The following is a 24505-nucleotide window of genomic DNA, read 5'->3' as shown; positions in this document are numbered from 1 at the left end:
CAGCTTATGGGACAGCAAAAACCGTTGGGCGGGGCCGGTCTGCGCGGGCAGAGTGCGGGGGAGACCAGTATCTGCACCGTGGGCAAGAGCGGCACCGGTCTTACTTATCGCGGCTATGACATCAAGGAGCTGGCCGATAGCGCCCAGTTCGAGGAGGTCGCCTATCTGCTGCTCAAGGGGGAGTTGCCTGATGAGCAGCAGCTTGACACCTACAAGCGCGAACTGCGTCGCCTGCGCACCTTGCCGACGGCTCTGCTGGAGGTACTGGAGCGGATTCCCGCCGATGCTCACCCCATGGATGTGCTGCGCACAGGCTGCTCCATGCTCGGCGATCTGGAGCCGGAAGATGGCTTCGAGCATGAGCATGAAGTGGCGGATCGGCTGCTGGCCGCCTTCCCGGGCATTCTGATCTACTGGTACAAGTTCAGCCACGAGGGAGTTCGCATCGCCCTCGATACCGATGAAGAGTGCATCGGTGGCCATTTCCTCGCGCTGCTGCACCAGAAGGCGCCGAGCGAGCTGGAGCGCCGGGTGATGCATGTCTCCCTCATCCTCTACGCCGAGCATGAGTTCAACGCCTCCACCTTTGCGGCGCGGGTTTGCGCCTCGACCCTTTCCGACATGTTCTCCTGTATCACCGCCGCCATCGGTACCCTGCGCGGCCCGCTCCACGGCGGAGCCAACGAGGCGGCCATGGCGATGATCGAACATTGGCAGGATGAAACGCAGGCAAGGCGCGAACTGCTGGCCAAGCTGGCGGCCAAGGAGAAGATCATGGGCTTTGGCCACGCCATCTACCGCACTTCTGATCCGCGCAACGTCATCATCAAGGAGTGGTCGGCCAAGCTTGCCGAGGCGGTGGGTGATGATCGCCTCTATCGCGTCTCCTGCGAGGCGGAGAAGGTGATGTGGGAGGAGAAAGAGCTTTTCCCCAACGCCGACTTTTTCCACGCCAGCGCCTATCACTACATGGGGATCCCGACCAAGCTGTTCACCCCCATCTTCGTCTGCTCGCGTGTCACCGGCTGGTGCGCCCACGTGATGGAGCAGCGCGAGCACAACCGGATCATCCGTCCGAGCGCCGATTATGTCGGCCCGGCACCCCGTCACTTTGTCTCTCTACAACAACGATAAGGAAGTCACGATGTCCGCCAACGTCGACGTCAACCACAGACCAGACCCTGATCAGGTGCTGGTCGATATTGCCGATTATGTCTGCAACCACCCCATTACCAGTGAGGCTGCCCTCGACACTGCCCGCTACTGCCTGATGGACACCCTTGGCTGCGGCCTGCTGGCCCTGCGCTTTCCCGAGTGCACCAAACACCTTGGCCCCATCGTACCCGGCACCCTCGTACCCCACGGCGCCCGGGTGCCCGGTACCCAGCTATGCCTCGACCCGGTCAAGGCAGCCTGGGACATCGGCGCCATCATCCGCTGGCTCGATTACAACGACACCTGGCTGGCCGCCGAGTGGGGTCACCCATCCGACAATCTGGGGGGCATTCTGGCCACCGCCGACTGGCTCTCCCGTACTCGCGTGGCCGAGGGCAAGGCGCCGCTCACCATGGCAGATGTGCTGGTGGCCATGGTCAAAGCACACGAAATTCAGGGGGTGCTGGCGCTGGAGAACTCCTTCAACCGAGTCGGTCTCGATCACGTGGTGCTGGTCAAGGTCGCCAGCACCGCCGTGGTGGCTCACATGCTGGGGGGCACCCGCGATCAGGTGATTGATGCGGTCTCCCAGGCCTGGGTCGATGGTCAGAGCCTGCGTACCTACCGCCATGCCCCCAATGCGGGGTCGCGCAAGAGCTGGGCGGCGGGGGATGCCACCTCTCGCGCGGTGCGCCTCGCCCTTATCACCATGAGCGGCGAGATGGGCTATCCAGGCGTACTGAGCGCGCCCAAGTGGGGTTTCTACGACGTGCTGTTCAAGGGCAATCAGTTCGCCCTGCATCAAGGGTACGGCAGCTATGTGATGGAAAACGTGCTGTTCAAGATCTCCTATCCCGCCGAGTTCCATGCCCAGACCGCGGTAGAGTGCGCCATGAAGCTACATGAGCAGGTGAAGGGGCGGCTCGACGAGATAGACCGTATCGAGCTCACCACCCATGAGTCGGCCATTCGCATCATCAGCAAGGTCGGCGCCCTCAATAACCCGGCCGATCGGGATCACTGCCTGCAGTACATGGTAGCGGTGCCGCTCATCTTGGGTCGCCTGATCGCCGAGGATTACGAGGACGATGTTGCCGCCGATCCCCGCATCGACGCGCTGCGTAGCAAGATGGTGGTGCAGGAGGATAAACTCTACAGCCGCGAATATCTGGAGGCGGATAAGCGATCCATCGCCAACGCCATCCAGATCTTCTTCAAGGACGGCACTCACACTGCCAAGGTGGAGGTGGAGTATCCGGTCGGCCATCGCCGCCGCAGGGAGGAGGGGATCCCGCTGCTGGTGGAGAAATTCCAGCACAATCTGGCCACCCGCTTCCCGGCCAAACGGGTCAACGACATTCTGGCCCTCTGTCAGGATGGACCTCGCCTTGCCGCCACCCCGGTACACGCCTTTATGGATCTGCTGGTGATCTGACCGGTCTTGCATTGGCCAACATATCGGCAAACAGTGATAAACGAAAAGCGGGCTCATCGGCCCGCTTTGTTATTCTGTCGGCTTATCCCTCGATAAGCCTTACCCCAGCGCACTGCTGTCGCCGTTAAAGAGCGCTGTCATGATGGCCGTCTCGCGACTGGCGATGGTCTCGAGGAACTCGTTGGCACGCCCCATCTGATGACACACCTGATAGCCCCGCTCGACAAAGGAGAAGAGCTCGCCAAGCCCCGCCAGATGGGCGGGCCCTGACACCAGCTTGAGGGTTGCCCCCAGCAGCGGTTTTCTCGCCAGCCTGTCCAGCGTCATGCCAAGCTCGCTCACCAATGCAATCTGATGTTCACGGCGCGCCTGTTCACCCACGGCACGATAGGCGATGGTGTAGTGGTCTGGCGTAATGGGATCAATGCCATCAATGCGCCGCAGCGCCACCACCATCAGATAGTCCAGCTCTTCGGAGAGGGCGTCGAGCTCGATCGCCTGCGCCAGCACCTTGAGGCCGGACTCCGGCAACAGTCGCTCGGCGGTTGGCATCACCCGCATCACGTCCGCATCGCGGCGGGCGCAATCCCCGGGGCCATAGAGATCGGTCAGGAAAAACTCGGCGGCAGGGCCATAGCGGTCACTCTCCAGCAGATCACGATGGGTTCGCCCCAACCGGTCGGCCTGCCACTGGCGTAGCCGATCCCGATCCTGCTGATCTTCCGGGTGGGCACGCATCTGCTCGCGCAAGGCTGCAACCCGCTTGAGCTGGCGGTAGAGCCGACCCAGGGTGCTATCGTCGTCGTGGGCATGTTCTTGATGCGTCATCTACAGCTCTCTGGCCTTGGGCCCATTGATAGGGATTGGGTGATACGAAGATACAAGTGAATGAAAAACAAGCAGCTTTTGCTGACCGTTCCGTGACAAGTGTAGCGCGCACGGGGGAGGGAATAAATGCCATGCCCCGCTGATGGCCTGCATCCCTCTCGACTCTGTTAAGTGAGTCCCATTTATGTGAACCATCCTTTCATTTGTTGTGAACATGTGTTTAATATCAATAACTAACTTATGACCCAGAGTAACGACCATGTTCTTCAACTCGCTCGCTGGCAGCAGCGCACTCTCTATCATTCAGATCAGCCGTCAGCATCCGCTGGGATTGGCCGCCGCCCGGCTCGCGGCCGAAGCCATCGCTGCGGACATGAGCGAGAGCTATCAACTCGATTGCGAATGGGCAGATGAAGAGGAGACCGAGCTACACTTTCGCGGCTCAGGGGTACATGGCACTCTCACCCTGGACGAAGATACCCTGGAACTGGAAGTGCATCTTGGCTTGATGCTGTTGCCGGTACGCAGCGTACTGGAGCAAGAGATCCTCGATTATGTCGACAATCGCTTACCTTGCCCCAAACGTGTTTGAAACTTTTCGTTGCACTGGCTTTAAATAAACCAGCTGTAAACGATGGCTGTTTGAAATAAGTTGGCAAGCCATATGGTTTGTCAGATTTATTATTCGGCGAGGTCTCGATTCTATTTTGTAAGTAATCTTTCATCTTTATTTCATATTTCGAGTCGGCACTCATTAATGTCATTCTGATTGCATCAAGTCTTCATCCGGATATGAGGGCAGAAGCAATTTGCCGCCTCGATAAATTCATTTTGTAGGGAAACAACCATGCCACTGAGTGAATTTATCTCCTGCGTCGATACCGCCTGGTTACGCATGGACAGACCCAACAACCTGATGCAGATCATCGGTGTCCTGATGTTTGAAGGAGAACTTGATGAAGCGCGTCTGCGGGCCGGATTGCGCCATACCATTTCGGTGCAACCCCGCTTTCACCAGCGGGCCGTGCTGGAAGGGGGCTCCTACTACTGGCGTCATGATCCCGATTTCGATCTCGATCAGCACCTCAAGCGAGTGATCCTGCCGGGTGAAGCAGGCAAGCTGGAGCTGGAGAAGCTGGTGGCCGATCTCGCCTCGACGCCGCTCAACCACCAGCGCCCCCTGTGGGATATGCACCTGACCGACACGTCGCTGGGTGGGCAAGCGCTGGTGGTGCGCATACACCACGCCATGGGCGACGGCTTCTCGCTGGTGCGGGCCATGCTGACCATGATGGATAACACACCGGAAGGGGCGCCGCGACCACCGTCACCGGAACCACTGGATGACAGCGATGACGAGGATGAGGAGGATTGCCACCAGGGCAGCCGTCTGGTGCGGGCCGGTCTCAAGCTGACCGGTAGCCTCTGGTCCAAATATGTCGAAGTGGTCACCCATCCCACCAAGGCGGTGGATTACCTCAAGACCGGGCGGGATGTGGCGAGCGAGCTGTGCAATATCGCCACCCTCGGTGATGATTCACCCTGCCGCCTGCGTGGCAAGACTACCAGCACCAAGCGGGTGGCCTGGTCGGAGCAAATTGATCTGCCGGATATCAAGGCAGTGGGCAAGGTTCTGGGCTGCTCGGTCAACGATCTGCTGATCGCCGCCACCGCAGGGGCGTTTCGCCACTACCTGCAGGAGAAAGGGGATGATGCCAACAAGGTCAAGATCCGCGCCCTGGTGCCAGTCAATATGCGTGCGCCGGATGATGAGGGGGCACTTGGCAACCGCTTCGGGCTGGTGGCCCTGGACTTGCCACTGGATGTTGAACACCCGTTGCAGCGGCTCTATACCGTACGTGACCGGATGCAGGCGCTGCGCACCTCGCTGCAACCCGTGGTGGTGCTCAACCTGTTACATGCCCTTGGCATGGCCCCCAATGCGGTGCAGCAGCAGGCCGTCGAGCTGCTCACGGCCAAGGCCAGTGCAGTGATCACCAACGTGCCCGGCCCGCAGCAGACCCTCTATCTGGCTGGAGCAAAATTGCGTCAGCCGCTGTTCTGGGTGCCGCAATCGGGGGATATCGGCGTTGGCGTCTCCATCCTCTCTTATGATCACAAGGTGCAGCTGGGCCTTATCACCGACAAGAAGCTGGTACCTGATCCGGATCGGGTGGTCGAGCGGTTTGCGGTGGAGTTCGAGCAACTGCTATTGCTGGTACTGATGGAGCCGGAGCTGTTGTTTGACCCCAACGGACTGGATGCGTTGCTCGGTTGAGCGTGCATTTGAGCAACCAGTGACGGCGTAGCCAACCGGTCAGCTTCCCATCATAAAAGAGGCCAACCCGCGGGTTGGCCTCTTTTTGCTACCTCTTAGTGGCAGGAGTGGCGGTTAATCCGCCAGCTCTTCCCGCGCCGCCTCCACATCGAGGCGCTCCATCGCATCCATGGGTTCGCATTCGGCCGCTTCGGCATAGAGGGCTTCGGCGGCTTTCAGGCGGCTCTTGCCGTGCAGCATCACCTGTGCGTTGGCGTACTCCATGCGGGCGATAGCCGAGTCGGGGATCAGCGCCAGCGCCTCCTTGAAGTGACGCTCGGACTCCTCCTTCTTGGCGCCATAGGTGAGGCCGCCGATCATGGCCCCCAGCTTGTCGACGATCTCCGCGTGCCAGGCGCCAAAGGCAATATGGGCCTCGGCGTGATCTGGCGCCAGCTCCAGCGCCTTCTCAAGGCTTGCCTTGATCTTGTCACCAATTCCTTGCGAGAGGGCCTTGGAGATGGAGATGACCTGACTGTATCGACCGAGTGCCAGCGCGTGGAAATACCAGGCGTTGGCGTTCTTGGGCTGACGCTTTTGCAGCTTCTCGGCATGGCTGGCCGCCCGCTCGAAGGCTGCGCGCTTGGCATACTTGTCTTCCAGCAGATAGCTGGCATGGATCACCAGCGCTTTGTTCGCCACATTGAGGCCCTCCTCACCGGCCGCTTCGCCAAGGGCGACTGCCCGGGCAAAATCCCCGGCATGATAGGCCCGCCAGGCATCCTGTACCTGTTCATCCTCGGGCCAGGGTTCGGCATCCCCCTGATGGAGTCGATCCCAGTTGTCCGCCAGCTTCTGGCCGGCATAGTCATAGGCCGCATCCGCGTAGGGGAAGGGGACAAATTCGAGTTGTGAAGTGGTCATGCTTGTTCTCCCTGTAGCATGTGAATCAAACCTTGTCGGTATAGTGGTGGGCGAGGGCGCCCAGATGAGCGCGAGCATCGGCCCGCAAATAGGGTGCGACCAGCTGCATCACCTGAAAGACGCCGAGGGCAATATCGGCGTCCGCCTTGGGGTGCAGTGCCCGCTGATAAGAGATCCAAAATGTGCCCACCAGCGCCACATTGGCCGCCAGCGTGCGCATCTGTTGCGCCGTGCCCTCCATCAGCCCGACCGTTTGCAGATGGTTGCAAATGGCGATGGCGGTCTGCTCCTTGCGGCGCAGCAGGGCGGAAAAGCGCTGCTCCACCTGATGATAACCACTCATCAGGGTCGCGATATCGTAGTAGAGGAAACGGTACTGCCAGATGGCTTCAAACATCAGGTGGAGAAAGAGCCAGATATCTTCTGGTTCATCGGACGGGGTGCTGACCGCCTCCAGCAGGCGATCCATCTGCTGTTCAAATTCGCAGAACAGGGCGTTGACGATCTCCTCCTTGTTGTGGAAGTGGTAGTAGAGATTGCCCTGGCTGATCTCCATCTCGGCCGCAATGGCCGAGGTGGTGACGCTGGGTTCCCCTTGTCGATTGAAGCAGGCGAGGGCAGTGGTCAGGATCCGCTCCCGGGTACGACGTTTGGGTTTGCGATCCATGCTACTCCTTTGGTGATGAACGACGCACGCCGTGGCGATAGCGTTTGGCAAGCCAGTGCTGCAACTGCTCCAGCGACTTGTCGAGGGCGGCAACCGAGCCAATGCCGGGGGCCAGCAGGGTGCGCTCTTCATCGGCCAGCGCGGCCAGATTGAGCTCGAGGCCATGCTTGGCCAGCACCGGCGCCAGCTCGTCACGACGCTGCCAGAGATCGCGGCGGGTATGCTGGTAAGCGTGCTCGCAGAGGCGACGACGATCCCGGTAACTGAACACATTGGTGAAGAACATCTCGCCATCGGCTGAAGAGGGCTCAAACAGCAGGGCGTCAGCGTCTGGATATTGGTGTTTGTAGCGATCCATCCCCACATGCATACGGGAGTGGATGATGGCGCGAAAGGTCTGGGCCAGCACCACCGGCAGACCGCTGTCCACCAGATTGGTCGGCGCGCCGGCGGCCATGTCCGCATCATAGGGCACCAGCGGATTGATGCAGAACACCAGATCCGCCCCCTCTTCCAGCGCTACCGAAGCGTGCAGGGTCTTGATCAGCGCCCCGTCCACATAGTAACGCCCGTTAATCAATGAAGGGGGAAAGAGGCCGGGCAGGGCGGCCGACGCCTGTACCGCCGCCGAGATGGGCACGTCATCGAGCCCCGGGCTACCGAAGGCAACCGGATGACCGGTGTCGAGTTCGGTGGCAACCACAAACAGTCTGCTGCGCAGCTGGCGGAAATCGTTGCTGCGGCCGGGACGAGAGAAAAACTGGGTCAGGGTGCGATCCACCCCGCGGTTGTCGAACAGTCCGGTCGGAATGGCCTTGGAGAGCCCCTGCAGCGATTCAAACAGGCTGCGCTTCCAGGGCGCCGCCAGATAGTAAGTCAGACTCTGCCACGCCAGCGGCGGGATCGAGGTCAGGCGGTCGGCATATTCACGAAAGGCGGGTCGCAGCAAGGTGGCCGGGTCAAACATCTCCCCCGAATCATCGCTGAGCAGGATCCGCACCAGCTTAGCCGGCGAGATGCCGTTGGCCAGCGCCGACGCCACCACGGCCCCCGAACTGACGCCAACATAGATATCGGCATGGTCAAGGCGCAGGCCGTTGATGCTGTCAGAGAGGGCTGCGCAGGCACCGATCTCGTAGATGCCGCCGAGCGGCCCGCCGCCAGCAAGGGCAATTGCGATGGTACTCATAGCGTCGCCTCCCTATCCATGACATTCATCATGACAAGACCGGCCCAGCGCAGGGCATGGGCCGGTATCAATCACCTTCCGTCACCGCGAGGGATCAGGGCAGGACGCTCTCTGCTTTGGCTTTCACCTCTTTCACCGCATCTTCGGCGGCGGAGAGGAGATCGGCGGCCTGCTCAACCACGGCCTCTTTAGCCTTGGCTACCGGCGCCTTCTTTACCGGAGGCTTGCGGGCAGCGGGCTTTTTGGCGGCAGCCGGTTTGGCTTCAGCGGCAGGGGCTTCCTCTTCCTGCGCATCCAGCAGTTGCTGGACCACGTCGGTCAGCTCGGCCATGCGCTTGGAGAGCTTATCGATATCCTTGCGGGTCGGGATGCCGAGGCTGGCCACAGCGCGGGCCACGCGATCTTCAAACACCTGCTCCAGACGGCCCCAGGTATTGGCGGTCTTGTCGGTCACAGCGGCAATCTTCTCATCTGCGCTCTGACGGGTTTTGGCCTGCAATGCTTCCCCTTCCTGCACCAGGGCTTCAAAGATCTTGCCACCCTCTTCCTGTGCTTTGGCATAAGCCCCCAGACCCGCCAACCAGATCTGCTGGGTGGACTCCTTTATGGTGGAGGTGAGTTGGTTGTCGGTCACTGACCCTGCCAGCGCTTTCAATTTCTTAGCCATGATCTTCTCCTTGAATAACGACAGATAAATGTAATGGCGACAACGAAACTGCAATCGGGTTGTGGCATTACTGATTTTTCAACTTCAGTCTAGGGACAAAAAATAGAGGGTTCTACCTAATAACGGAACAGGCACACCACCGAAATTAGGGTTTGCTCACGAACCGACAATCAAATTGCGGATTCCCATATGAATCGTGATATATCTAACAACCTAGTAACACCCTAATCAGTAGCAGGATTCTCTTTATGAACTATTTCATTACTGGCGGTAGTGGTTTTATCGGGCGTCGATTGATCAAAAAGTTATTCCAACAGCATCCCGACTGTATCGTCTATTTTCTGATGCGCGCCTCTCATCAGGATAAATTGCCGGAGTTATTTGCATTCTGGAATGTGGATCAATCGCGTGCAGTCCCGGTTTTTGGCGACATGACGCAACCGCTGCTGGGGGTATCGGTCGAGATACAGGAGCAGTTGATCGGCAAGATAGACCACTTCTTCCATCTGGCTGCTATCTATGATCTGAACGCCAAGGCCGGGATCCAGCAGCAGGTCAACACCGAAGGGACCCGTCAGGCTGTTCAACTTGCCGAGCGGCTGGGGGCGGGGCAGTTCCACCACTGCAGCTCCATCGCTGCAGCGGGCCTGTTTGACGGTCTGTTTCGCGAGGACATGTTCGATGAGGCCGAACACCTCGACATGCCTTACTTCCAGACCAAGCACGAAGCGGAAGGGATTGTGCGAAACGAGTGCACTATTCCGTGGCGGGTCTACCGACCGGGGATCGTTGTCGGTGACTCCAATACCGGCGAGATGGACAAGATCGACGGCCCTTACTACTTCTTCAAGACCATCCAGAAGCTGCGCCGTCTGCTGCCGCCCTGGATGCCGGCCATCGGTGTTGAGGGCGGGCGCATCAACATAGTGCCGGTCAACTTTGTGGTCGATGCCATGGTGCATATCGCCCATCAAGAGGGCGAGGAGAACAAAACCTTCCACCTGACCGACCCCAACCCGATGCGGGTTGGCGATATGCTGAGCACCTTCTCCCGCGCCGCCCATGCGCCAGAGCCTGCGATCCGCATCAACGCCTCTCTCTTTAATTTCATTCCCCGCCACCTGACCGCCATGCTGATGACCATGGCGCCGGTGCGCCGTATCCGCGATGCCGCCATCGCCGATCTGGGTCTGCCCAAGGATGTGTTCCGCCTTATCAGTTACCCCACCCGTTTCGACAGTCGCGAAACTCAGCGGGTACTGAAAGGGACCGGCATCGAAGTGCCGCCGCTGCACAGCTACGCCTGGCGGCTGTGGGATTACTGGGAACGTCACCTCGACCCGGAGCTCTTCATCGATCGCTCCCTGCGTGGTCGGGTAGAGGGCAAGGTGGTGCTGGTGACCGGGGCCACCTCCGGCATTGGCCGTGCAACCGCGCGCAAGCTGGCGGGGGCGGGGGCAAACGTCGTTACCATCGCTCGCGACGAGCAGAAAATTGCCGAGACTAAAGCCGAGTTTGCAGAGCTGGGGCTGACCATCGAGATCTATCAGGGGGATCTCTCCAATCTGGCGCAGGCCGAGGAGATCACCGCTCGCATCGTGGCCGATCACGGCGGCGTCGATATTCTGGTCAACAATGCCGGCCGCTCCATCCGCCGCTCCATCGAGGACTCCTTCGATCGCTTCCACGATCTGGAGCGCACCATGCAGCTCAACTACTTCGGTGCGCTCAAGGTGATCATGGGGGTACTGCCCACCATGATTGAGAAGAAAAAAGGGCACATCATCAACATCTCCTCCATCGGGGTGTTGACCAATGCGCCGCGCTTCTCCGCCTATGTTGCCTCCAAGTCGGCCCTCGATGCCTGGGTGCGTACCGCCGCCTCCGAGTTTGCCGATAAAGGGGTGAGCTTCTCCATCATCAATATGCCGCTGGTGAAAACGCCGATGGTCGCGCCGACCAAGGTCTATGAGCAGGTACCTATGATGACGCCGGAAGAGGCCGCCGATCTGGTGTGCGATACCATCATCAACAAGCATGTGCGACTGGCCACACGCCTCGGGGTGTTTGGTCAGGTGGTGCATGCCCTGGCACCTCGTGTTGCGCAGGTGATCATGAATACCAGCTTCCGCACCTTTGCCGATCCCAAGGATGGCGACAAATCCAAGGCCACCGCCGATCAGGTTGCCGTCTCGACCCTGATTAAGGGGATACACTTCTAACCGGGTGATACGATAAAGAAATCAACAGGGGCCTGAGCAATCAGGCCCCTGTTTTATTTGGAATAACAGTTGAAGGTCGAATAAGGAGAATCAGACTCGGGACAGCAGATCAAGCAGCAGATCAGTCGTGCGACGGGAGTAGAGCAAAGAGAGATGGCCAATGGCGGGCAACTCGATATCTTCCATTCCCACCAATCGTTGCCGCTCCTGCGGCATCACCACATTGTCGTGACTGGTGCGCACCGAGATGCCGGGCACGCAAAGCGGCACCGAAGCAAAACGCTGTAACCAACCGGAACCGGGTTCCATCTCGCGGGCATTGGCCCCAAGCCCAAGGGCGGCCAACTGACTCCCCTGATGAGGCGTAGCCAGGGTGATCAGGCACGCAACCTTGTCACCACCATGGATAGCCAGATAGTCGCGGCAGACCAGCCCCCCCATGCTGTGACCGACCAGCACCAGCTTGTCAGCCCCGGTTTGCGCCAGCACATCGTCAATTCGCTTGGCCAGTAGCGGCACCATCTCATCGATATGACAAAATGGTGGCATAAGGGTAATAGTGGCGACCACATGGCCTGCGGCCTCCAGTCGGGCGCGCTGGGTGTGCCAGATACCGCGACTACAACCGTAACCATGTACCAGCAATACGGGACGCTGGCATGGACGCAGCCGATCGGGTGCCATCAGCAAAGGCTCGAACGGTAGCAACAAGGTGAAGGTGTAGAGGTAGGCCAACATCTCCTGCGCCATCATCTTCACCCTGCGCCAGGGGCCGATAGCCGGGGAGGGGTAGAAGCGGGTAAACAGCCAGCTGCCGAGCACCACCAGACAGCGCAACCCAAGCAGGGCAAACACGACAAACAGCAGGGTCAGCAACCAGGGGAGTCCCACGACCAAGTGGGCGATACTCCCGAGGAGCAGCACCTCTACCATCAGCAGGATAAACAGGTGTCGTACGATCGTCATAAGGCCATGATCCGACCAGTCAGGCGTGGAAGTCAAACGGCACTTTGAGACAGCTTGATCCAGCGCGGCTTTTGTCGCTAAACCCCGGCGAACTCTTTTCCGGTGAGGTTATTTGCAATACTGTATATCCATACATATACTCTATCCATCATCACCAAGAGGAGGCCATCATGGCTGTCGAGATCAAATATGTGGTTGTTCGTGGGGGAGTGGAAAAAATGACCTTTGCCAGCAAAAAAGAGGCCGATGCCTATGACAAGCTGCTGGATACGGCCGATGAGTTGATGACCCTGTTGGCTGGCGCCCCGATCGAGCTGGCACCAGAGCAGCAAGAGAGTCTGGCATTCTACCTGGCAGAGCAGCGTGATGTGCTGCAAACCCTGCTGCGTGGCGGCAAAGTTCAGGCTGGCACGAAAGAGGAAGAGACTCCAGCAGCCAAGCGCAAGGAGAAGCCACTCAAACAGGTGGCCTGATTGCACAGACCTTATTCTCGGGATAAATGGCTCAACGCATTCACTTTATTTGCATTTAAAACCATTTTCACGGCTATTTGCCCCGAGAATTTTTTAACCATGCTGCATATCCCATGCATAACTGAATAGCGTGCACCACTGAGCGACATCAGCCAGATCTATGAGGAAATAATGAGCAAACAGTGGAGAGAACGTTATCCAGATCGCTCCCGGTGACCTTAATCAGCAACAACAAGAGGCAGTACCAATCCCAATAGAAGCCGCATTAATGTATCACGAGCCCTTGTCTATCAACTCGGCTCATATCGATTCATCTCATCATCAACAAGCAACACCATGACTCAACAACCATTATCCTTGCCGCCAGCCATGCCGCTGTTTGACAGCCTTATCTATCTGGAGGCCGGTAACCCACAGGTCAATCAGTACCTTGCCAACCTCAGCCTCAACGATGTACCCGATGCCGGTCTGGTTTACGAACTGGCGGTCGATTGGCTGCTGGAGCAGCGCAACAGCGAAAACAACTACAAAACCTATCGCAGCGAACTGACCACTTTTTTGCACTGGTGCTTTCGCGAGGCGGCCATCAGCCCGAAAGATCTCACTCGCCGCATCATGATCCGCTATCTCGACTACTGTCAGTCCCCCCCTGACGAGTTGATCGCCTATCGCAACGTAGCGCAATTTGTCCTCGACAAGGAGTGGGGAGAGCGGTTGCCCAATCCGCAATGGCGACCGTTTCTCGGCAAGCGGGAGCTGGGCCGCACCTTGCCCTATCGCCTGAGCGAGCAGGCGATGAAGACCAAGCTGGCCATTCTGTCGGCCTTCTTCCAGTTCCTGATCCAGGAGGAGTATATGGACAGGAATCCCGCTCTGCTACTGCAGCGGGTCAAACGGCCGCAACAGCTGGAGGCCGATGATCAGGTGCAGGCCTTCAGCGAGTTGCAGTGGTCATACGTGATGCAGGCTGCCGATACCCTTGCCAACGACCATCCGGAGCAACACGAGCGCAGCCGTTTTCTCACCATTCTGATGTACGCCTGCTATCTGCGGATCTCTGAGGTTGCAGCCCGGCCGGGCTTTACCCCAGTGATGGGGCAGTTCAGGCGGGATCGTAAAACCGGCGTCTGGGGCTACTTTATTCCGCAAAGCAAGGGGGGCAAACGGCGTACCGTAGCGGTATCCCAAGCGCTGCTGGCGGCACTCGAGCGCTACCGCCGTTTCCTCGGTCTCTCTCCCTTGCCGACACCGGATGAACAGACGCCACTGTTCGTTCGTCATAAAGCGGCAGCCCACGGCCGCGAGCAGGGGGAGATCAACGCCAACCTCGGCATTCGCCAGTTACGGGATTTGATCATGGTGATCATCGGTAAAGGCGCAGAATTGGCAGAGCAGGATGGATTTGTCCAGGATGCGGCCGAAATGCGGCAACTCTCTCCCCATGCGATCCGCCACACCGGGATAACCCATGACATCAACCTGCATGGGCGGCCGCTCTCCCATGTACAGGCCGATGCCGGGCATGACAGCATCGACACCACTTCGAAATACCTGCACACCAGCAACAGTGAACGACATGAGAGCGCCCAGCAAAAGCCGCTGGACCGATTGAACCAACACGTGAGAGATAACATTCACAAGAACTAACGAACAACGTGACATGACCCTGATTTGTATTGACTGCTCTTAGAACACAGAATGGCTTGTTTGGAGTGTCATAGAAGTTGGTGCGGCGATGTTGTACTTCTCTGGATGGCAATCGGTTCAGGAAATATTTTTGGCTCACATGGATGATTCAGAACAGGCTCCTTGCCATCTGCGGCATACATATTTATCCCCTAGCAGAGAAGCAAAAAACGGAATTGCTTGCTGAAACACCTAGAACACTCGATGCCGAAAGCTAAGTAACATGCTGGAAGCAGTCATATTCGGTTGAACAGCGCCTTGTTATCACACTTGCATATCCAGTCATCATTGGTGATATTGATATCAATATTAACGAAATACCAAGGAGCGGGTATGCAAGTGGCAGTGGTGGAAAAGACCTTCAGGATCGTTGGCAAAGGGTCTCTCATAGCCCAGTTCACCTTTATATCTTCAGGCACGCTGCATATCTGGTTTCCTGATGTGGGCCTGCAGATGGAGGCCCACTGCAAAGAGTTGCGTATCGAAGATTGCACCATTATCTATACCAATGGCCTCCATCATGGCCAGCCCATAGCACTCTGGTCCTTAACCCTCCATCCCGATGATATGAACGAGCTCAAACGCATATTGCAGCAGTTCAACAGCAACCTCTACTTGACCTGCCAGCCACCCACATTGGCCATCGCCAAACGTGCCTTGAATATGAATTGACCCAACTTCCAAAATGAAATGGCGAATACTCTTCAAGCCGAATAAGCCGTGACGATTTAAGGGGAGGGGAGTCTATCGCGATAGTCGGCATTTTTATGGCTGTTTTACAAGAAGGAGTATCAATATTTCCAGAGAGAGACCTCTCAAGTCGGGGGCAGATATTTCTAAGAATATTCACGGTAATGACGTTGGTTATAACGGTGAAAATCAAACTTAACGTTCCATAGGGGAAGGAAATCCAGCACAACGTACTGATTTAATAGTGGACTCTTGTATCAAAATGGGACATTTCTGTGATGTGGGGCAGGGCGGTTGACTGTGTTATTCTGTTGTCGCTGCAAGAGCATCTGCAGGAGGAATCAACCAGATATTGTCCTTCTGCTTTGGGCAGTCAGATTGCTGGAGGTCTGTGTGTAGCCTCGATCCTGATCGATTTCCGAACCTTTAAGCTAAGGAAAAGCTGCGGGCTACTGCTTTCAATAAGCCTTGTTATCTCTTACAATGATGCCGATAACCCTATTTATCGGCATTTCCATCATGTTGATCACTTGAATCCGTACTTCTTTATCACCATCTTCACTTTGCCTATTAATTCCTCAGGGAGAAACCTCGAAATGGCATATAACATCGGTGATGTGTTTATCTGAACAGCGGCAGTCCATATATGACTGTCACGTACCTGAATCCTCGGGAAGACGAAGTACATTGCAAGTGGTTCTTCAATGGCCAGCAGTGCCATGGAAATGACCCATCCGCAGCACTAACGCTAAAATCAGAAGATACAGAGGCTGAGGCGGGATCGGTTAAGTTGTGGGATTAATTCAATCTCAGATTTCTTTCCCATAATCTGGACCCCAATCTATTTCACCTGGTGACGTGGCATTGGGGTCACACTGAGCCAACAGTTCTTCCAGCGTGTAGCGCGGCTGACCATTCAGTTTTACGCGAGCACGTTCTACATAATCCAACGCAACTTTCAGCAGCGCCGGATCACCATCTTCAAGGGCTGCCTTCAGATAGGCAACCATATCGGCCTCAGTGGCCAAGCAGTCAACCGCATCAAAGCGGCTCCATTGTTCGGTTCTCTTCATTTCGTCCTCCTGCATTCGTCATTGCGCATAATGTATATTATGTTAAATTAGATATCTTGTTTCCTGTCACCACTAATTGAACTGTGTATAATGGCAACAATTGATCCTATCTTCGACCGGATGTCTTAAGTGGCTGAATTAACATCAGAACAATTAAAACCCGCTTTTGCGATTGAACAGTTCACCAAGCTTAGCGAGCTTGAACCTATCCCCTTTGCTGCACTGCAACCCAGAGCCATTTCCGGCATCAAACGTCTTGCCAGTTTTGATGGTGACTGTCCGGTCATGCTGCTCAACGGATTCCCCGGCGCAGATTACGAAGGCGTTTGCCAGACGCTGATCGCCGACTCTAATGGCAAGGATGGTGACCTGTTTGATCTCTGCTACACCGAGAATCTGAACAACCCCTACAAGCCTATCTGGCTGCGCCTGCAACCGGGCACCGGCGTTGAGTTTTGCGAAATGGTTGGCGAGCTGCTCAAGCTGTTGAGCCACCATCTCGATGCCGAACGCATCGTGACCCGCATCATGCGCAAGCAGAACAATGATCCGAAAATCGATGATTTCCTCTCCGATCTGGCGGCTCACGTGGCATTGGGTCTGGAGTTCCAGCACCCTATTCTGATCAACCTGCTGATCCACCACGAAGCGCAGGAAGCGCCGGTAATTTATGGCCGTGATCTCAACTGGGATACCCTGTTTGGCTCCATCAACTACCAGACCGAGCAAGGCTCTGTGTATGCCAATCAGCACCTGTTGGAGCCTGGTTTACTGCGCGAAGCCAACGGCGGCTACCTCATTTTGCAACTGGACGAGCTGCTGGATCAGCCGCATCTCTGGTTCAAACTGAAAAATGCCATGCAAAAAGGCGAGCTGGACTGGAACGCCTATCAGGAAGGGAAAACCCTGACCCCCTTCTTCGCGCCTGAAGCGACCCCCATCAAGCTCAAGCTGATCCTGGTGGGTGACCGACTCGATGTGGCCGAGTTCCAGATGCTGGATCGGGATATGTCCGAACGCATCTTCCTGCGCGCGGATCTGGTGTCAGAGGTGAATATTGAAGAGGATCTGCAGGAATTTCTGCAGTACCTGGCCTGGCTGCGCCAGCGCTGGAGCCTGCTGGACTTCACGCCAGCCGCCCTCGCCGCCCTTTGTCGTCATGCCAGCCGCCTCTGTGACCATCAGGAGTGGTTGTCGCTCTCCGAAGTGCAACTCTCCGCCATCATGCGGATGGCTGACAGTCTAGCCCGGGAGCTGGAATCTGATGTGGTCACCGACGAACATATTCGCGGCGCACTGGAAGAGCAGGATTACCGCCTCAACTATCTGGTTGAGCAGTCCGATCAGGGGGTTATCGACGGCCAGATCCTGCTGCAAACCGATGGCGAAGAGATTGGCCAGATCAACGGCCTGTCTGTCATTCAGGTCTCCGGTCACCCTTATGACTTCGGCGAGCCGGTGCGCCTCACTGCTACCGTACACCTTGGTGATGGCGATGTGGCGGATATCGAGCGCAAAGCTGAGCTGGCCGGTCATATCCACGCCAAGGCGATGATGATTATCCACGGCTATCTCTCCAACAAATTTGGTGCAGAGAACCCCTCCCCCCTGTCGGCCAATCTGGTGTTTGAGCAGTCTTACCACGAAATTGATGGCGACAGCGCATCCCTGACCGGCTTGTGTGCCCTGCTCTCTGCCCTCGCCCGCCAGCCTATCTATCAGCACTTCGCCGTGACCGGTGCGGTCGATCAGTTTGGCAATGTGCAGGCCGTTGGTGGCGTCAACGAGAAGATTGAAGGCTTCTTCCGGGTGTGCAAAATCCACGGCATCACCGGCAAGCAAGGGATCATTTTGCCGGGCACCAACATTCAGCAATTGAACCTCTCTGACGAGGTGATTGCAGCGGTTGAAGCGGGCCAGTTCCACATCCACCCGGTGGATCATGTGGAAGAGGCCATCGAGTTGCTCACTGGCTGTGTCGCCGGTGAGCCTGATATGCCCGATACCCTGTTTGGCCGTATTCAGGAGCGGTTGGACGAGTTGAACGGCTCCACTGCCAAAGTCGGACTGCTGCAATCCCTGCTGGGGCGCCTGTTTGGCCGCTGATGAAGTGATCGGAGTTGTTTAGCGAACAACTGTAAGCTAAATTGGCCCAGCTTTGACCCATTTGAAGGAAATACCGCGTGACCGTAGACAATACCACCATGGAAGCCCGCCTTTCCCTGTGCGAACAGGGCAAGAACTCTTTTACCCGTGAAGAGCTGCTGGCTTGCAGCCGTGGCGAACTGTTTGGTGAGGGTAACAGTCAACTGCCTGCCCCCAACATGTTGATGATGGACCGCATCGTCAAGATCAATGACAACGGCGGCGAACACGGCAAGGGCGAGATCCTGGCTGAGCTCGACATTACTCCGGATCTCTGGTTCTTCGATTGCCACTTCCCGGGTGATCCTGTGATGCCTGGCTGTCTCGGTCTGGACGCCATGTGGCAGCTCGTCGGCTTCTTCCTGGGCTGGAAAGGTGGCCCCGGCAAGGGTCGTGCTCTGGGCGTGGGTGAAGTGAAATTCACCGGCCAGATCCTGCCGACTGCCAAGAAAGTGACCTACAAGATCACCTTCAAGCGCGTCATCAACCGCAAGCTGGTGATGGGGATTGCTGATGGTGTGGTCGAAGTCGACGGCCGTCCGATCTACAGCGCCACCGACCTGAAAGTGGGCCTGTTCAAAGATACCACCGCATTCTGATCTCTCTGATTGGTGGTAAAACAGCATTAACGCAAAGGGGCCACAACGGCCCCTTTCCTTTTGTAATGAGTGATGAAGTACCTGCTACTTCATGAAGAGGCCTGAGCCCCGCCCTTCCATGGCGTCACGCCAACCACCAAGCCAATGCCCTCGGGCATCCAGGCATTGATACGGACACGCTTCTTTCTGTTTGCCGACCACGCCAGCCTGATAACCACGAGCACGAGCTCTTTCCAGACGGTCCCGCTTCTGTCTCTTCATCATCTACGACCCTCTTCGTGGAACAAAAAAAGCGACCAAATCTGCATCGGTCGCTTTCATCTTTACTCCTGCGAGCGCACCTGGTCAAACAAAAACTTCCACCCTAACCGGGCTATGTGACACAAGGCACTGAACTGGATTAAGTTTTAATTACAGGGAACTTACTCCTTATTTTTGAGTCCTTCCAGCTCTTCCCAGCGAGCAAATGCCTGCTCCAGCGCGGCTTCAGCGGCATTGAGCGCATCGAGTTTCGGCTGGGTTTTATCTGCCGGCAGCGAGAAGAACCCAGGCTGGTTGATCTCGCTTTGCAGCGCATCCAGCTCGGCTTCCAGCTGCTCAAGACGAGCAGGCAACCCTTCCAGTTCAAGCTGCAGCTTGTAGGAGAGCTTCTTGCTCTTCTTCGGCGCTTCTGGCGCGGTGGCAACGAACGGCTCGGGCGCCTTGACCGGTGCACTCCTGGCCTGTTGCTGGGCATTCTGCTGTTCGCGGGTCGCCATCATATCGGCGTAACCACCCACGTAATCGCTGATGCGGCCATCCCCCTCAAACAGCCAGCAGCCGGTCACTGTGTTGTCGATGAAGCGACGATCGTGACTCACCAGCAGCAGGGTGCCGGGGTAGTCGGAAAGCAGCTCTTCCAGCAGTTCCAGGGTTTCCACATCCAGATCGTTGGTCGGTTCATCGAGGATCAGCAGGTTGCTGGGCTTGAGGAACAGCTTGGCCAGCAGCAGCCGGTTCTTCTCGCCACCGGAGAGCGCCTTGACCGGCGTACGGGCCCGCTTGGGCTCGAACAGGAAGTCCTGCAGGTAACCAAGAATGTGACGGGAGCGGCCACGCACCATCACCTCCTGCTTACCCTCCCCCACGTTGTCCACCACTGTCTGCTCGGGATCGAGCTGCTCGCGGTACTGATCGAAGTAAGCCACCTCCAGATTGGTGCCCCCCTTGACGGTGCCACGGGTTGGCTCAAGCTGACCCAGCAACAGCTTGATCAGGGTCGATTTGCCGCAGCCATTGGGGCCGACCAGCGCAATCTTGTCGCCACGCAGCACTTGCAGATCGAGCCCCTTGAACAGGGTGCGATCGCCAAAATCCAGCCCCAGCCCTTCGGTCTCGAACACCAGCTTGCCGGAGCGATTGACCTCGTCCAGTTGCAGCTTGGCCTTGCCCTGCAGCTCGCGGCGCTGGGAACGCTCCATGCGCATCGCCTCAAGGGCGCGCACCCGGCCTTCGTTACGGGTACGGCGAGCCTTGATACCCTGACGCACCCACACCTCTTCCTGGGCCAGTTTGCGGTCGAACTCGGCATTTTTCAGCTCTTCGACCCTAAGCCACTCCTCTTTCCCCTGCAGATACTCGTCGTAGTTGCCCGGCCAGGAGGTGATGGCGCCGCGATCGAGATCGATGATCCGGGTGGCCAGCTTGTGGATGAACTCCCGATCGTGAGAGATAAAGACGATGGCGCCGCGAAAATCCTTGAGGAAATCTTCCAGCCAGTTGATGGCTTCGATATCCAGGTGGTTGGTCGGCTCATCGAGCAGCAACAAGTCGGGATCGCAGGCCAGCGCACGGGCCAGCGCCACTTTGCGCAGCCAGCCGCCGGAGAGGCTGTCAAGGGTCACGTCAGGATCCAGCCCCAACAGGGTCAACACCTGACTGATACGGGTCTCGAACTGCCAGCCGTTCTGATAATCGAGCTGCTCTTGCAACTCGCTCATCTTGCGAATGTTGGCGTCTGACGGATCGCTCGCCAGCTCCATGGAGATGTGATGGTATTGCTTGAGCAGTTCCCCCACCCCCGCCAGCCCTTCGGCGGCATAGTCAAACACCGTCAGCTCGCTGGAAGCAGGCGGATCCTGCTCAAGGCGGGTCACTTTCAAATCTTGCTGCAGCACCAGGCGGCCGTCGTCCAGCGGCAATTCGCTGGCAATGACCTTCATCAGAGTGGACTTGCCCGCCCCGTTGCGGCCAACCAGACAGAGGCGCTCGCCCCGCTCGATGGTCAATTCGGCATTGTCGAGCAGCGGGAAATCACTGAACGACAGACATGCGCCGTGCAATGTTAAAAGAGCCATGTGTGTTCCTTATTTCATATGAAAAAAACGGGCAGCAGACTGGGTCTGCCCCCGTTTTATCGTCAAATCACTCTCACCCCTGACGGGCGGCCCAGCTTTTGAGCTCCACCAGCGTGAAGGGCCAACCGAGCTCGCGGCCTGCTTCGTCACGCAGCACCGGAATGCGCACCCGATAGGCGGCAAGCCACTGCTCATCATCCATGATGTCGCACTGGCGGGTGGCGGTGGCAAGACCAGCCTCCTCCACCAGCGCCCAGGCCTGCTCGCACAGGTGGCAACCATCGGTATGAAACAGGGTCAGCATCACGCCTCGCCTTGCTCCGGCGCATGGGTGATGATCCAGCAGTTGTGGATGTGCTGGTTGCGCTCGAAATCCTTCGGTCGCGTCTTCTGGGTGATGTTTTGGGCCTTTAGACCAGTGGCCTCGAGACCGGCCAGATCCATCTTGAAGTGACGCTTGTTGTTGGAGAAGACCAGAGTGCCGTCCGCCGCCAGCAGGCGCTTCAGGTGCTGCATCAGCAGCAGGTGATCGCGCTGTACGTCGAAGCTCTCGTCCATCCGCTTGGAGTTGGAGAAGGTGGGCGGATCGATGAAGATGAGGTCGTACTGATCATCGGCTTCAGACAACCACTTCAGGCAATCGGCCTGCACAAACTTGTGCTGACGGCCCACCAGCGAGTTGAGACGCATGTTGTCCTGCGCCCAGTTCAGGTAGGTGTGGGACATGTCGACTGTGGTGGTTTCGCTGGCACCGCCAAGACCTGCGTGCACGGTGGCACTGCCGGTGTAGGCAAACAGGTTCAGGAAGCGCTTGCCCTTGGCCATCTGACCCAGCATGCGGCGAGTCTGACGATGGTCAAGGAACAGGCCGGTATCCAGATAGTCATAGAGGTTGACCCACAGACGGGCACCGTACTCCTGCACTTCCATCCGGTGCTGCTCTTCGGAGAGCTTCTGATACTGCTGTTTCCCTTCCTGACGCTCACGCACCTTCAGGATCACCTTCTCGCCATCCATCCCGGTCACCTTGATGGCGGCCTGAACCATGTCGAGCAGACGCTGACGGGTCTTCTGGGCGGGGATGTCTTTGGGCGCGGCATATTCCTGCACCACCAGATAGTCCTGATAGCGGTCGATGGCAGCGTTGTATTCCGGCAAGTCGGCATCGTAGAGGCGATAGCAATCGATGCCCTCTTTGTTGGCCCATTTCTCGAGGGTTTTCAGATTCTTGCGCAGACGGTTGGCAAAGTCCTGCGCCACCTCTTTTTGAGATGCCACGGAGTCCAGTGCAATCTGGTAATTGCGCAGCTGACACTCGAGCGCCCCGTTGAACAGACGATATTGCTTGTCGGCACGCAGACGCAGACAGCTCAACAGCTCGGGCGAGGCAGAGAGAATGGAGACGCGCCAGCCCTGGAAACTGCGACGCAGGGCATCGCCGAGGGCCTGGTGCACTTCCAGCAGCGCCGGGAATTCGCCAAGACGCTCGCCATAGGGCGGGTTGGAGATAAGCATGCCGACCTGACGGGCCTCTCCTTCGACGCTAGCCATCGGCAAGGGGTTATCCAGTGCACTGACTTCGGCCTGCTTGAAGGTAATCAGGTGCGCCACCCCGGCCGCCTTGGCGTTATCGCGGGCCTTCAGCAGCACGCGGGGGTCGGCATCGCAGCCAAACAGCTTCACTTCGCAGCGCTGCATGCCGCGCTTGGCGCGCACCTGGGCTTCCATCATCAGGCTCTGCCACAGCGCGCTGTCGTGTTGCAGCCAGCGATCAAAACCGAAGCGCTCGCGGCGCAGGGCCGGCGCCATGTCGGCAGCAATGAAGGCCGCTTCGATGAGCAGGGTTCCGGAGCCGCACATGGGGTCCATCATGGGCTCACCGGCCCAGCCGCTACGGGCTATCATGGCGCAGGCCAGGTTCTCTTTGAGCGGCGCTTCGCCTGTGCCCTGACGATAGAAACGCTGGTGCAGCGCCGGGCCTGACAAGTCCAGCGTGATATTGGCCTTGCCTTTGCCCAGGTGCGCCATGATGCGGATATCCGGCGACTTCTTGTCCACATCCGGGCGCACGTGACCGCGCTTGGTGAAGCGATCGACGATGGCATCCTTGATTTTCAACGCGCCGTACTGGGTATTGCGAATGGCGGGGTTGGTACCGGTAAAGTCCACCGCTATGGTGGAGGTACCGGAGAAGTGCTCTTCCCAGGGGATGGTGTGGGCGCCCAGATAGAGATCCAGATCGTCGTTCATCTGGAATTCGGACAGCACCAGCACGATACGGGAGGCAAAACGGCTCCACAGGCAGGCCTTGTAGCCGATCGCCAGTTCGCCTTTGAAGTGGACGCCAGCCACGGTCTCACGGACCTGCTCTGCGCCCAGGGTGGTCAGCTCGTCGGCCAACAGGTTTTCCAGCCCCTTGGGGCAGGTTGCAAAAAATTCTTTCATCACGCTCACGGGGAACCCATAAAAATAGTGCCGCATTATACCTCATCAAGCGGGCTGGAGCATGCAAAAGTCGGCGCAAACAGCAGGATGGAAACAGATTGATAGGGGGCGATAAAGGTAAAAGACCCCATGATCACCTGATGGCGAGATCATGGGGCCAGACATCATTTAGCGGATCACTTCATACGAGCCTTGAAACGGGGATTGCTTTTGCAAATCACGAACAATTTGCCGCGGCGGCGCACCAACTGACAATCGGGATGGCGCGCCCGTGCGGATTTGAGTGAACAGACGACCTGCATTCAGGACTCCTTCTTGCTTGAAAATGCGCCAAAGCGCTTGTTGAAACGGGCCACACTCCCCTCACTCGATACCTGCTTCTGCTTGCCGATATAGAACGAGTGCGACTGGCTGGAAACATCGAGCGACACATAGGGATACTCCTTCCCGTCTTGCCACGTGTAGCGGCGATCGCTCTTGATGGTTGAACCGACCAGGAAAAAGGCATCTGCTGCCGTGTCATGGAACAGCACCAAACAATAATCCGGATGAACATGAGGCTTCATAGCAACTCCATTTTGTTATGTTATAACAGAATGTAAGTGAGAATAGCTCTCGTTTCAAGCATGAAATGTCGTATGAAGAAAATCGCAGCAGTGAGTGATGTGTTGATAGCGAGGTGGAGGCACTACGCAAGCAGAACGAAACAAGAATGAGACACCATGCTTACAGCACCGAAGACCAAGAT

The 24505-nt window shown here is 57.4% G+C and carries 24 protein-coding genes; 10 read left to right on the top strand and 14 right to left on the bottom strand.

The features are described 5' to 3' along the window. Window positions 1-6: 6 nt before the first annotated feature. The gene (gene prpC, locus AB5Y99_RS06250; RefSeq protein ID WP_323892255.1) at window positions 7-1134 is read left to right on the top strand and encodes a 2-methylcitrate synthase; all 1128 of its coding nucleotides are present in this window, start codon (window positions 7-9) and stop codon (window positions 1132-1134) included. 10 nt (window positions 1135-1144) lie between these two features. After that, a complete protein-coding gene (locus AB5Y99_RS06245) occupies window positions 1145-2590 on the top strand; it encodes a bifunctional 2-methylcitrate dehydratase/aconitate hydratase (protein WP_323892253.1) in 1446 nt (481 codons plus the stop codon). 99 nt (window positions 2591-2689) lie between these two features. Here AB5Y99_RS06245 and AB5Y99_RS06240 read toward each other — a convergent pair whose 3' ends face one another. Next, the gene (locus AB5Y99_RS06240) at window positions 2690-3418 is read right to left on the bottom strand and encodes a hypothetical protein (protein WP_021230124.1); all 729 of its coding nucleotides are present in this window, start codon (window positions 3416-3418) and stop codon (window positions 2690-2692) included. A 259-nt stretch (window positions 3419-3677) separates the two neighbouring features. On the opposite strand from AB5Y99_RS06240, the gene AB5Y99_RS06235 reads away from it, so the two are divergent. After that, window positions 3678-4010 (top strand): polyhydroxyalkanoic acid system family protein, encoded by a 333-nt coding sequence (locus AB5Y99_RS06235; protein ID WP_139494332.1) that lies wholly within the window; start codon window positions 3678-3680, stop codon window positions 4008-4010. Between the two features lie 255 nt (window positions 4011-4265). Beyond that, window positions 4266-5696 (top strand): wax ester/triacylglycerol synthase family O-acyltransferase, encoded by a 1431-nt coding sequence (locus tag AB5Y99_RS06230; RefSeq protein ID WP_005333122.1) that lies wholly within the window; start codon window positions 4266-4268, stop codon window positions 5694-5696. 114 nt (window positions 5697-5810) lie between these two features. Here the strand turns inward: AB5Y99_RS06230 and AB5Y99_RS06225 are convergent, their stop codons facing one another. From AB5Y99_RS06225 to AB5Y99_RS06210, 4 genes are all read right to left on the bottom strand, one after another. Next, on the bottom strand, window positions 5811-6599 hold the full coding sequence (locus tag AB5Y99_RS06225) for a hypothetical protein (protein ID WP_368209043.1): 789 nt from the start codon (window positions 6597-6599) through the stop codon (window positions 5811-5813). A gap of 25 nt (window positions 6600-6624) precedes the next feature. Next, the gene (locus tag AB5Y99_RS06220) at window positions 6625-7266 is read right to left on the bottom strand and encodes a TetR/AcrR family transcriptional regulator (RefSeq protein ID WP_005345492.1); all 642 of its coding nucleotides are present in this window, start codon (window positions 7264-7266) and stop codon (window positions 6625-6627) included. A gap of 1 nt (window position 7267) precedes the next feature. Further along, a complete protein-coding gene (locus tag AB5Y99_RS06215; protein WP_346201643.1) occupies window positions 7268-8455 on the bottom strand; it encodes a patatin-like phospholipase family protein in 1188 nt (395 codons plus the stop codon). A gap of 94 nt (window positions 8456-8549) precedes the next feature. Continuing rightward, the gene (locus AB5Y99_RS06210; RefSeq protein ID WP_005333118.1) at window positions 8550-9122 is read right to left on the bottom strand and encodes a phasin family protein; all 573 of its coding nucleotides are present in this window, start codon (window positions 9120-9122) and stop codon (window positions 8550-8552) included. 248 nt (window positions 9123-9370) lie between these two features. On the opposite strand from AB5Y99_RS06210, the gene AB5Y99_RS06205 reads away from it, so the two are divergent. Continuing rightward, a complete protein-coding gene (locus AB5Y99_RS06205) occupies window positions 9371-11344 on the top strand; it encodes an SDR family oxidoreductase (RefSeq protein ID WP_113739549.1) in 1974 nt (657 codons plus the stop codon). Window positions 11345-11434: 90 nt separating this feature from the next. On the opposite strand, the gene AB5Y99_RS06200 is transcribed toward AB5Y99_RS06205, so the two are convergent. Then, window positions 11435-12310 (bottom strand): esterase/lipase family protein, encoded by an 876-nt coding sequence (locus AB5Y99_RS06200; protein WP_368209041.1) that lies wholly within the window; start codon window positions 12308-12310, stop codon window positions 11435-11437. A gap of 170 nt (window positions 12311-12480) precedes the next feature. Here AB5Y99_RS06200 and AB5Y99_RS06195 point away from each other — a divergent pair, with 170 nt between their 5' ends. The 3 genes from AB5Y99_RS06195 (at window position 12481) to AB5Y99_RS06185 (ending at window position 15141) form a co-directional block, all read left to right on the top strand. Next, complete coding sequence (locus tag AB5Y99_RS06195; RefSeq protein ID WP_042055032.1) at window positions 12481-12783, top strand: YebG family protein; 303 nt, start codon at window positions 12481-12483, stop codon at window positions 12781-12783. Between the two features lie 369 nt (window positions 12784-13152). Next, complete coding sequence (locus AB5Y99_RS06190; RefSeq protein ID WP_368209142.1) at window positions 13153-14430, top strand: tyrosine-type recombinase/integrase; 1278 nt, start codon at window positions 13153-13155, stop codon at window positions 14428-14430. A gap of 372 nt (window positions 14431-14802) precedes the next feature. Then, the gene (locus tag AB5Y99_RS06185; RefSeq protein ID WP_368209038.1) at window positions 14803-15141 is read left to right on the top strand and encodes a hypothetical protein; all 339 of its coding nucleotides are present in this window, start codon (window positions 14803-14805) and stop codon (window positions 15139-15141) included. Between the two features lie 544 nt (window positions 15142-15685). On the opposite strand, the gene AB5Y99_RS06180 is transcribed toward AB5Y99_RS06185, so the two are convergent. Further along, window positions 15686-15880 (bottom strand): hypothetical protein, encoded by a 195-nt coding sequence (locus AB5Y99_RS06180; RefSeq protein ID WP_323892241.1) that lies wholly within the window; start codon window positions 15878-15880, stop codon window positions 15686-15688. An 88-nt stretch (window positions 15881-15968) separates the two neighbouring features. Next, window positions 15969-16232 (bottom strand): hypothetical protein, encoded by a 264-nt coding sequence (locus tag AB5Y99_RS06175; RefSeq protein ID WP_323892238.1) that lies wholly within the window; start codon window positions 16230-16232, stop codon window positions 15969-15971. A 129-nt stretch (window positions 16233-16361) separates the two neighbouring features. Here AB5Y99_RS06175 and AB5Y99_RS06170 point away from each other — a divergent pair, with 129 nt between their 5' ends. Then, entirely contained in the window at window positions 16362-18338 is a 1977-nt protein-coding gene (locus AB5Y99_RS06170) for a Lon protease family protein (protein WP_069554855.1), read from the top strand. A 98-nt stretch (window positions 18339-18436) separates the two neighbouring features. Further along, entirely contained in the window at window positions 18437-18976 is a 540-nt protein-coding gene (fabA, locus tag AB5Y99_RS06165) for a 3-hydroxyacyl-[acyl-carrier-protein] dehydratase FabA (protein WP_196783564.1), read from the top strand. Between the two features lie 84 nt (window positions 18977-19060). Here the strand turns inward: fabA and rmf are convergent, their stop codons facing one another. The 6 genes from rmf to AB5Y99_RS06135 all read right to left on the bottom strand — a co-directional run bounded on the left by rmf (window position 19061) and on the right by AB5Y99_RS06135 (window position 24323). Next, window positions 19061-19237 (bottom strand): ribosome modulation factor, encoded by a 177-nt coding sequence (rmf, locus tag AB5Y99_RS06160; protein WP_010674759.1) that lies wholly within the window; start codon window positions 19235-19237, stop codon window positions 19061-19063. A 161-nt stretch (window positions 19238-19398) separates the two neighbouring features. After that, window positions 19399-21312: an ABC transporter ATP-binding protein gene (locus AB5Y99_RS06155; RefSeq protein WP_204477079.1), complete on the bottom strand. Its 1914-nt coding sequence runs from the start codon at window positions 21310-21312 to the stop codon at window positions 19399-19401. Between the two features lie 73 nt (window positions 21313-21385). Next, on the bottom strand, window positions 21386-21616 hold the full coding sequence (locus tag AB5Y99_RS06150) for a glutaredoxin family protein (RefSeq protein ID WP_139741224.1): 231 nt from the start codon (window positions 21614-21616) through the stop codon (window positions 21386-21388). After that, window positions 21616-23793 (bottom strand): bifunctional 23S rRNA (guanine(2069)-N(7))-methyltransferase RlmK/23S rRNA (guanine(2445)-N(2))-methyltransferase RlmL, encoded by a 2178-nt coding sequence (rlmKL, locus tag AB5Y99_RS06145; RefSeq protein WP_368209034.1) that lies wholly within the window; start codon window positions 23791-23793, stop codon window positions 21616-21618. The genes AB5Y99_RS06150 and rlmKL overlap by 1 nt, the downstream gene beginning before the upstream one ends. A 140-nt stretch (window positions 23794-23933) precedes the next feature. Then, the gene (gene ykgO / locus AB5Y99_RS06140) at window positions 23934-24059 is read right to left on the bottom strand and encodes a type B 50S ribosomal protein L36 (RefSeq protein WP_005336596.1); all 126 of its coding nucleotides are present in this window, start codon (window positions 24057-24059) and stop codon (window positions 23934-23936) included. Continuing rightward, window positions 24060-24323 carry a type B 50S ribosomal protein L31 gene (locus AB5Y99_RS06135; protein ID WP_368209032.1) on the bottom strand — a complete coding sequence of 88 codons (264 nt, stop codon included), beginning with the start codon at window positions 24321-24323 and terminating at the stop codon, window positions 24060-24062. Window positions 24324-24505 lie beyond the last annotated feature (182 nt).

Origin of the sequence: Aeromonas sp. R4-2, assembly GCF_040908295.1 — a bacterium.
Classification (GTDB): Bacteria; Pseudomonadota; Gammaproteobacteria; order Enterobacterales; family Aeromonadaceae; genus Aeromonas; species Aeromonas veronii.
The sequence above is the reverse complement of the archived record's forward strand: the minus strand, read 5'-3'. Positions and strand labels throughout refer to the sequence as shown.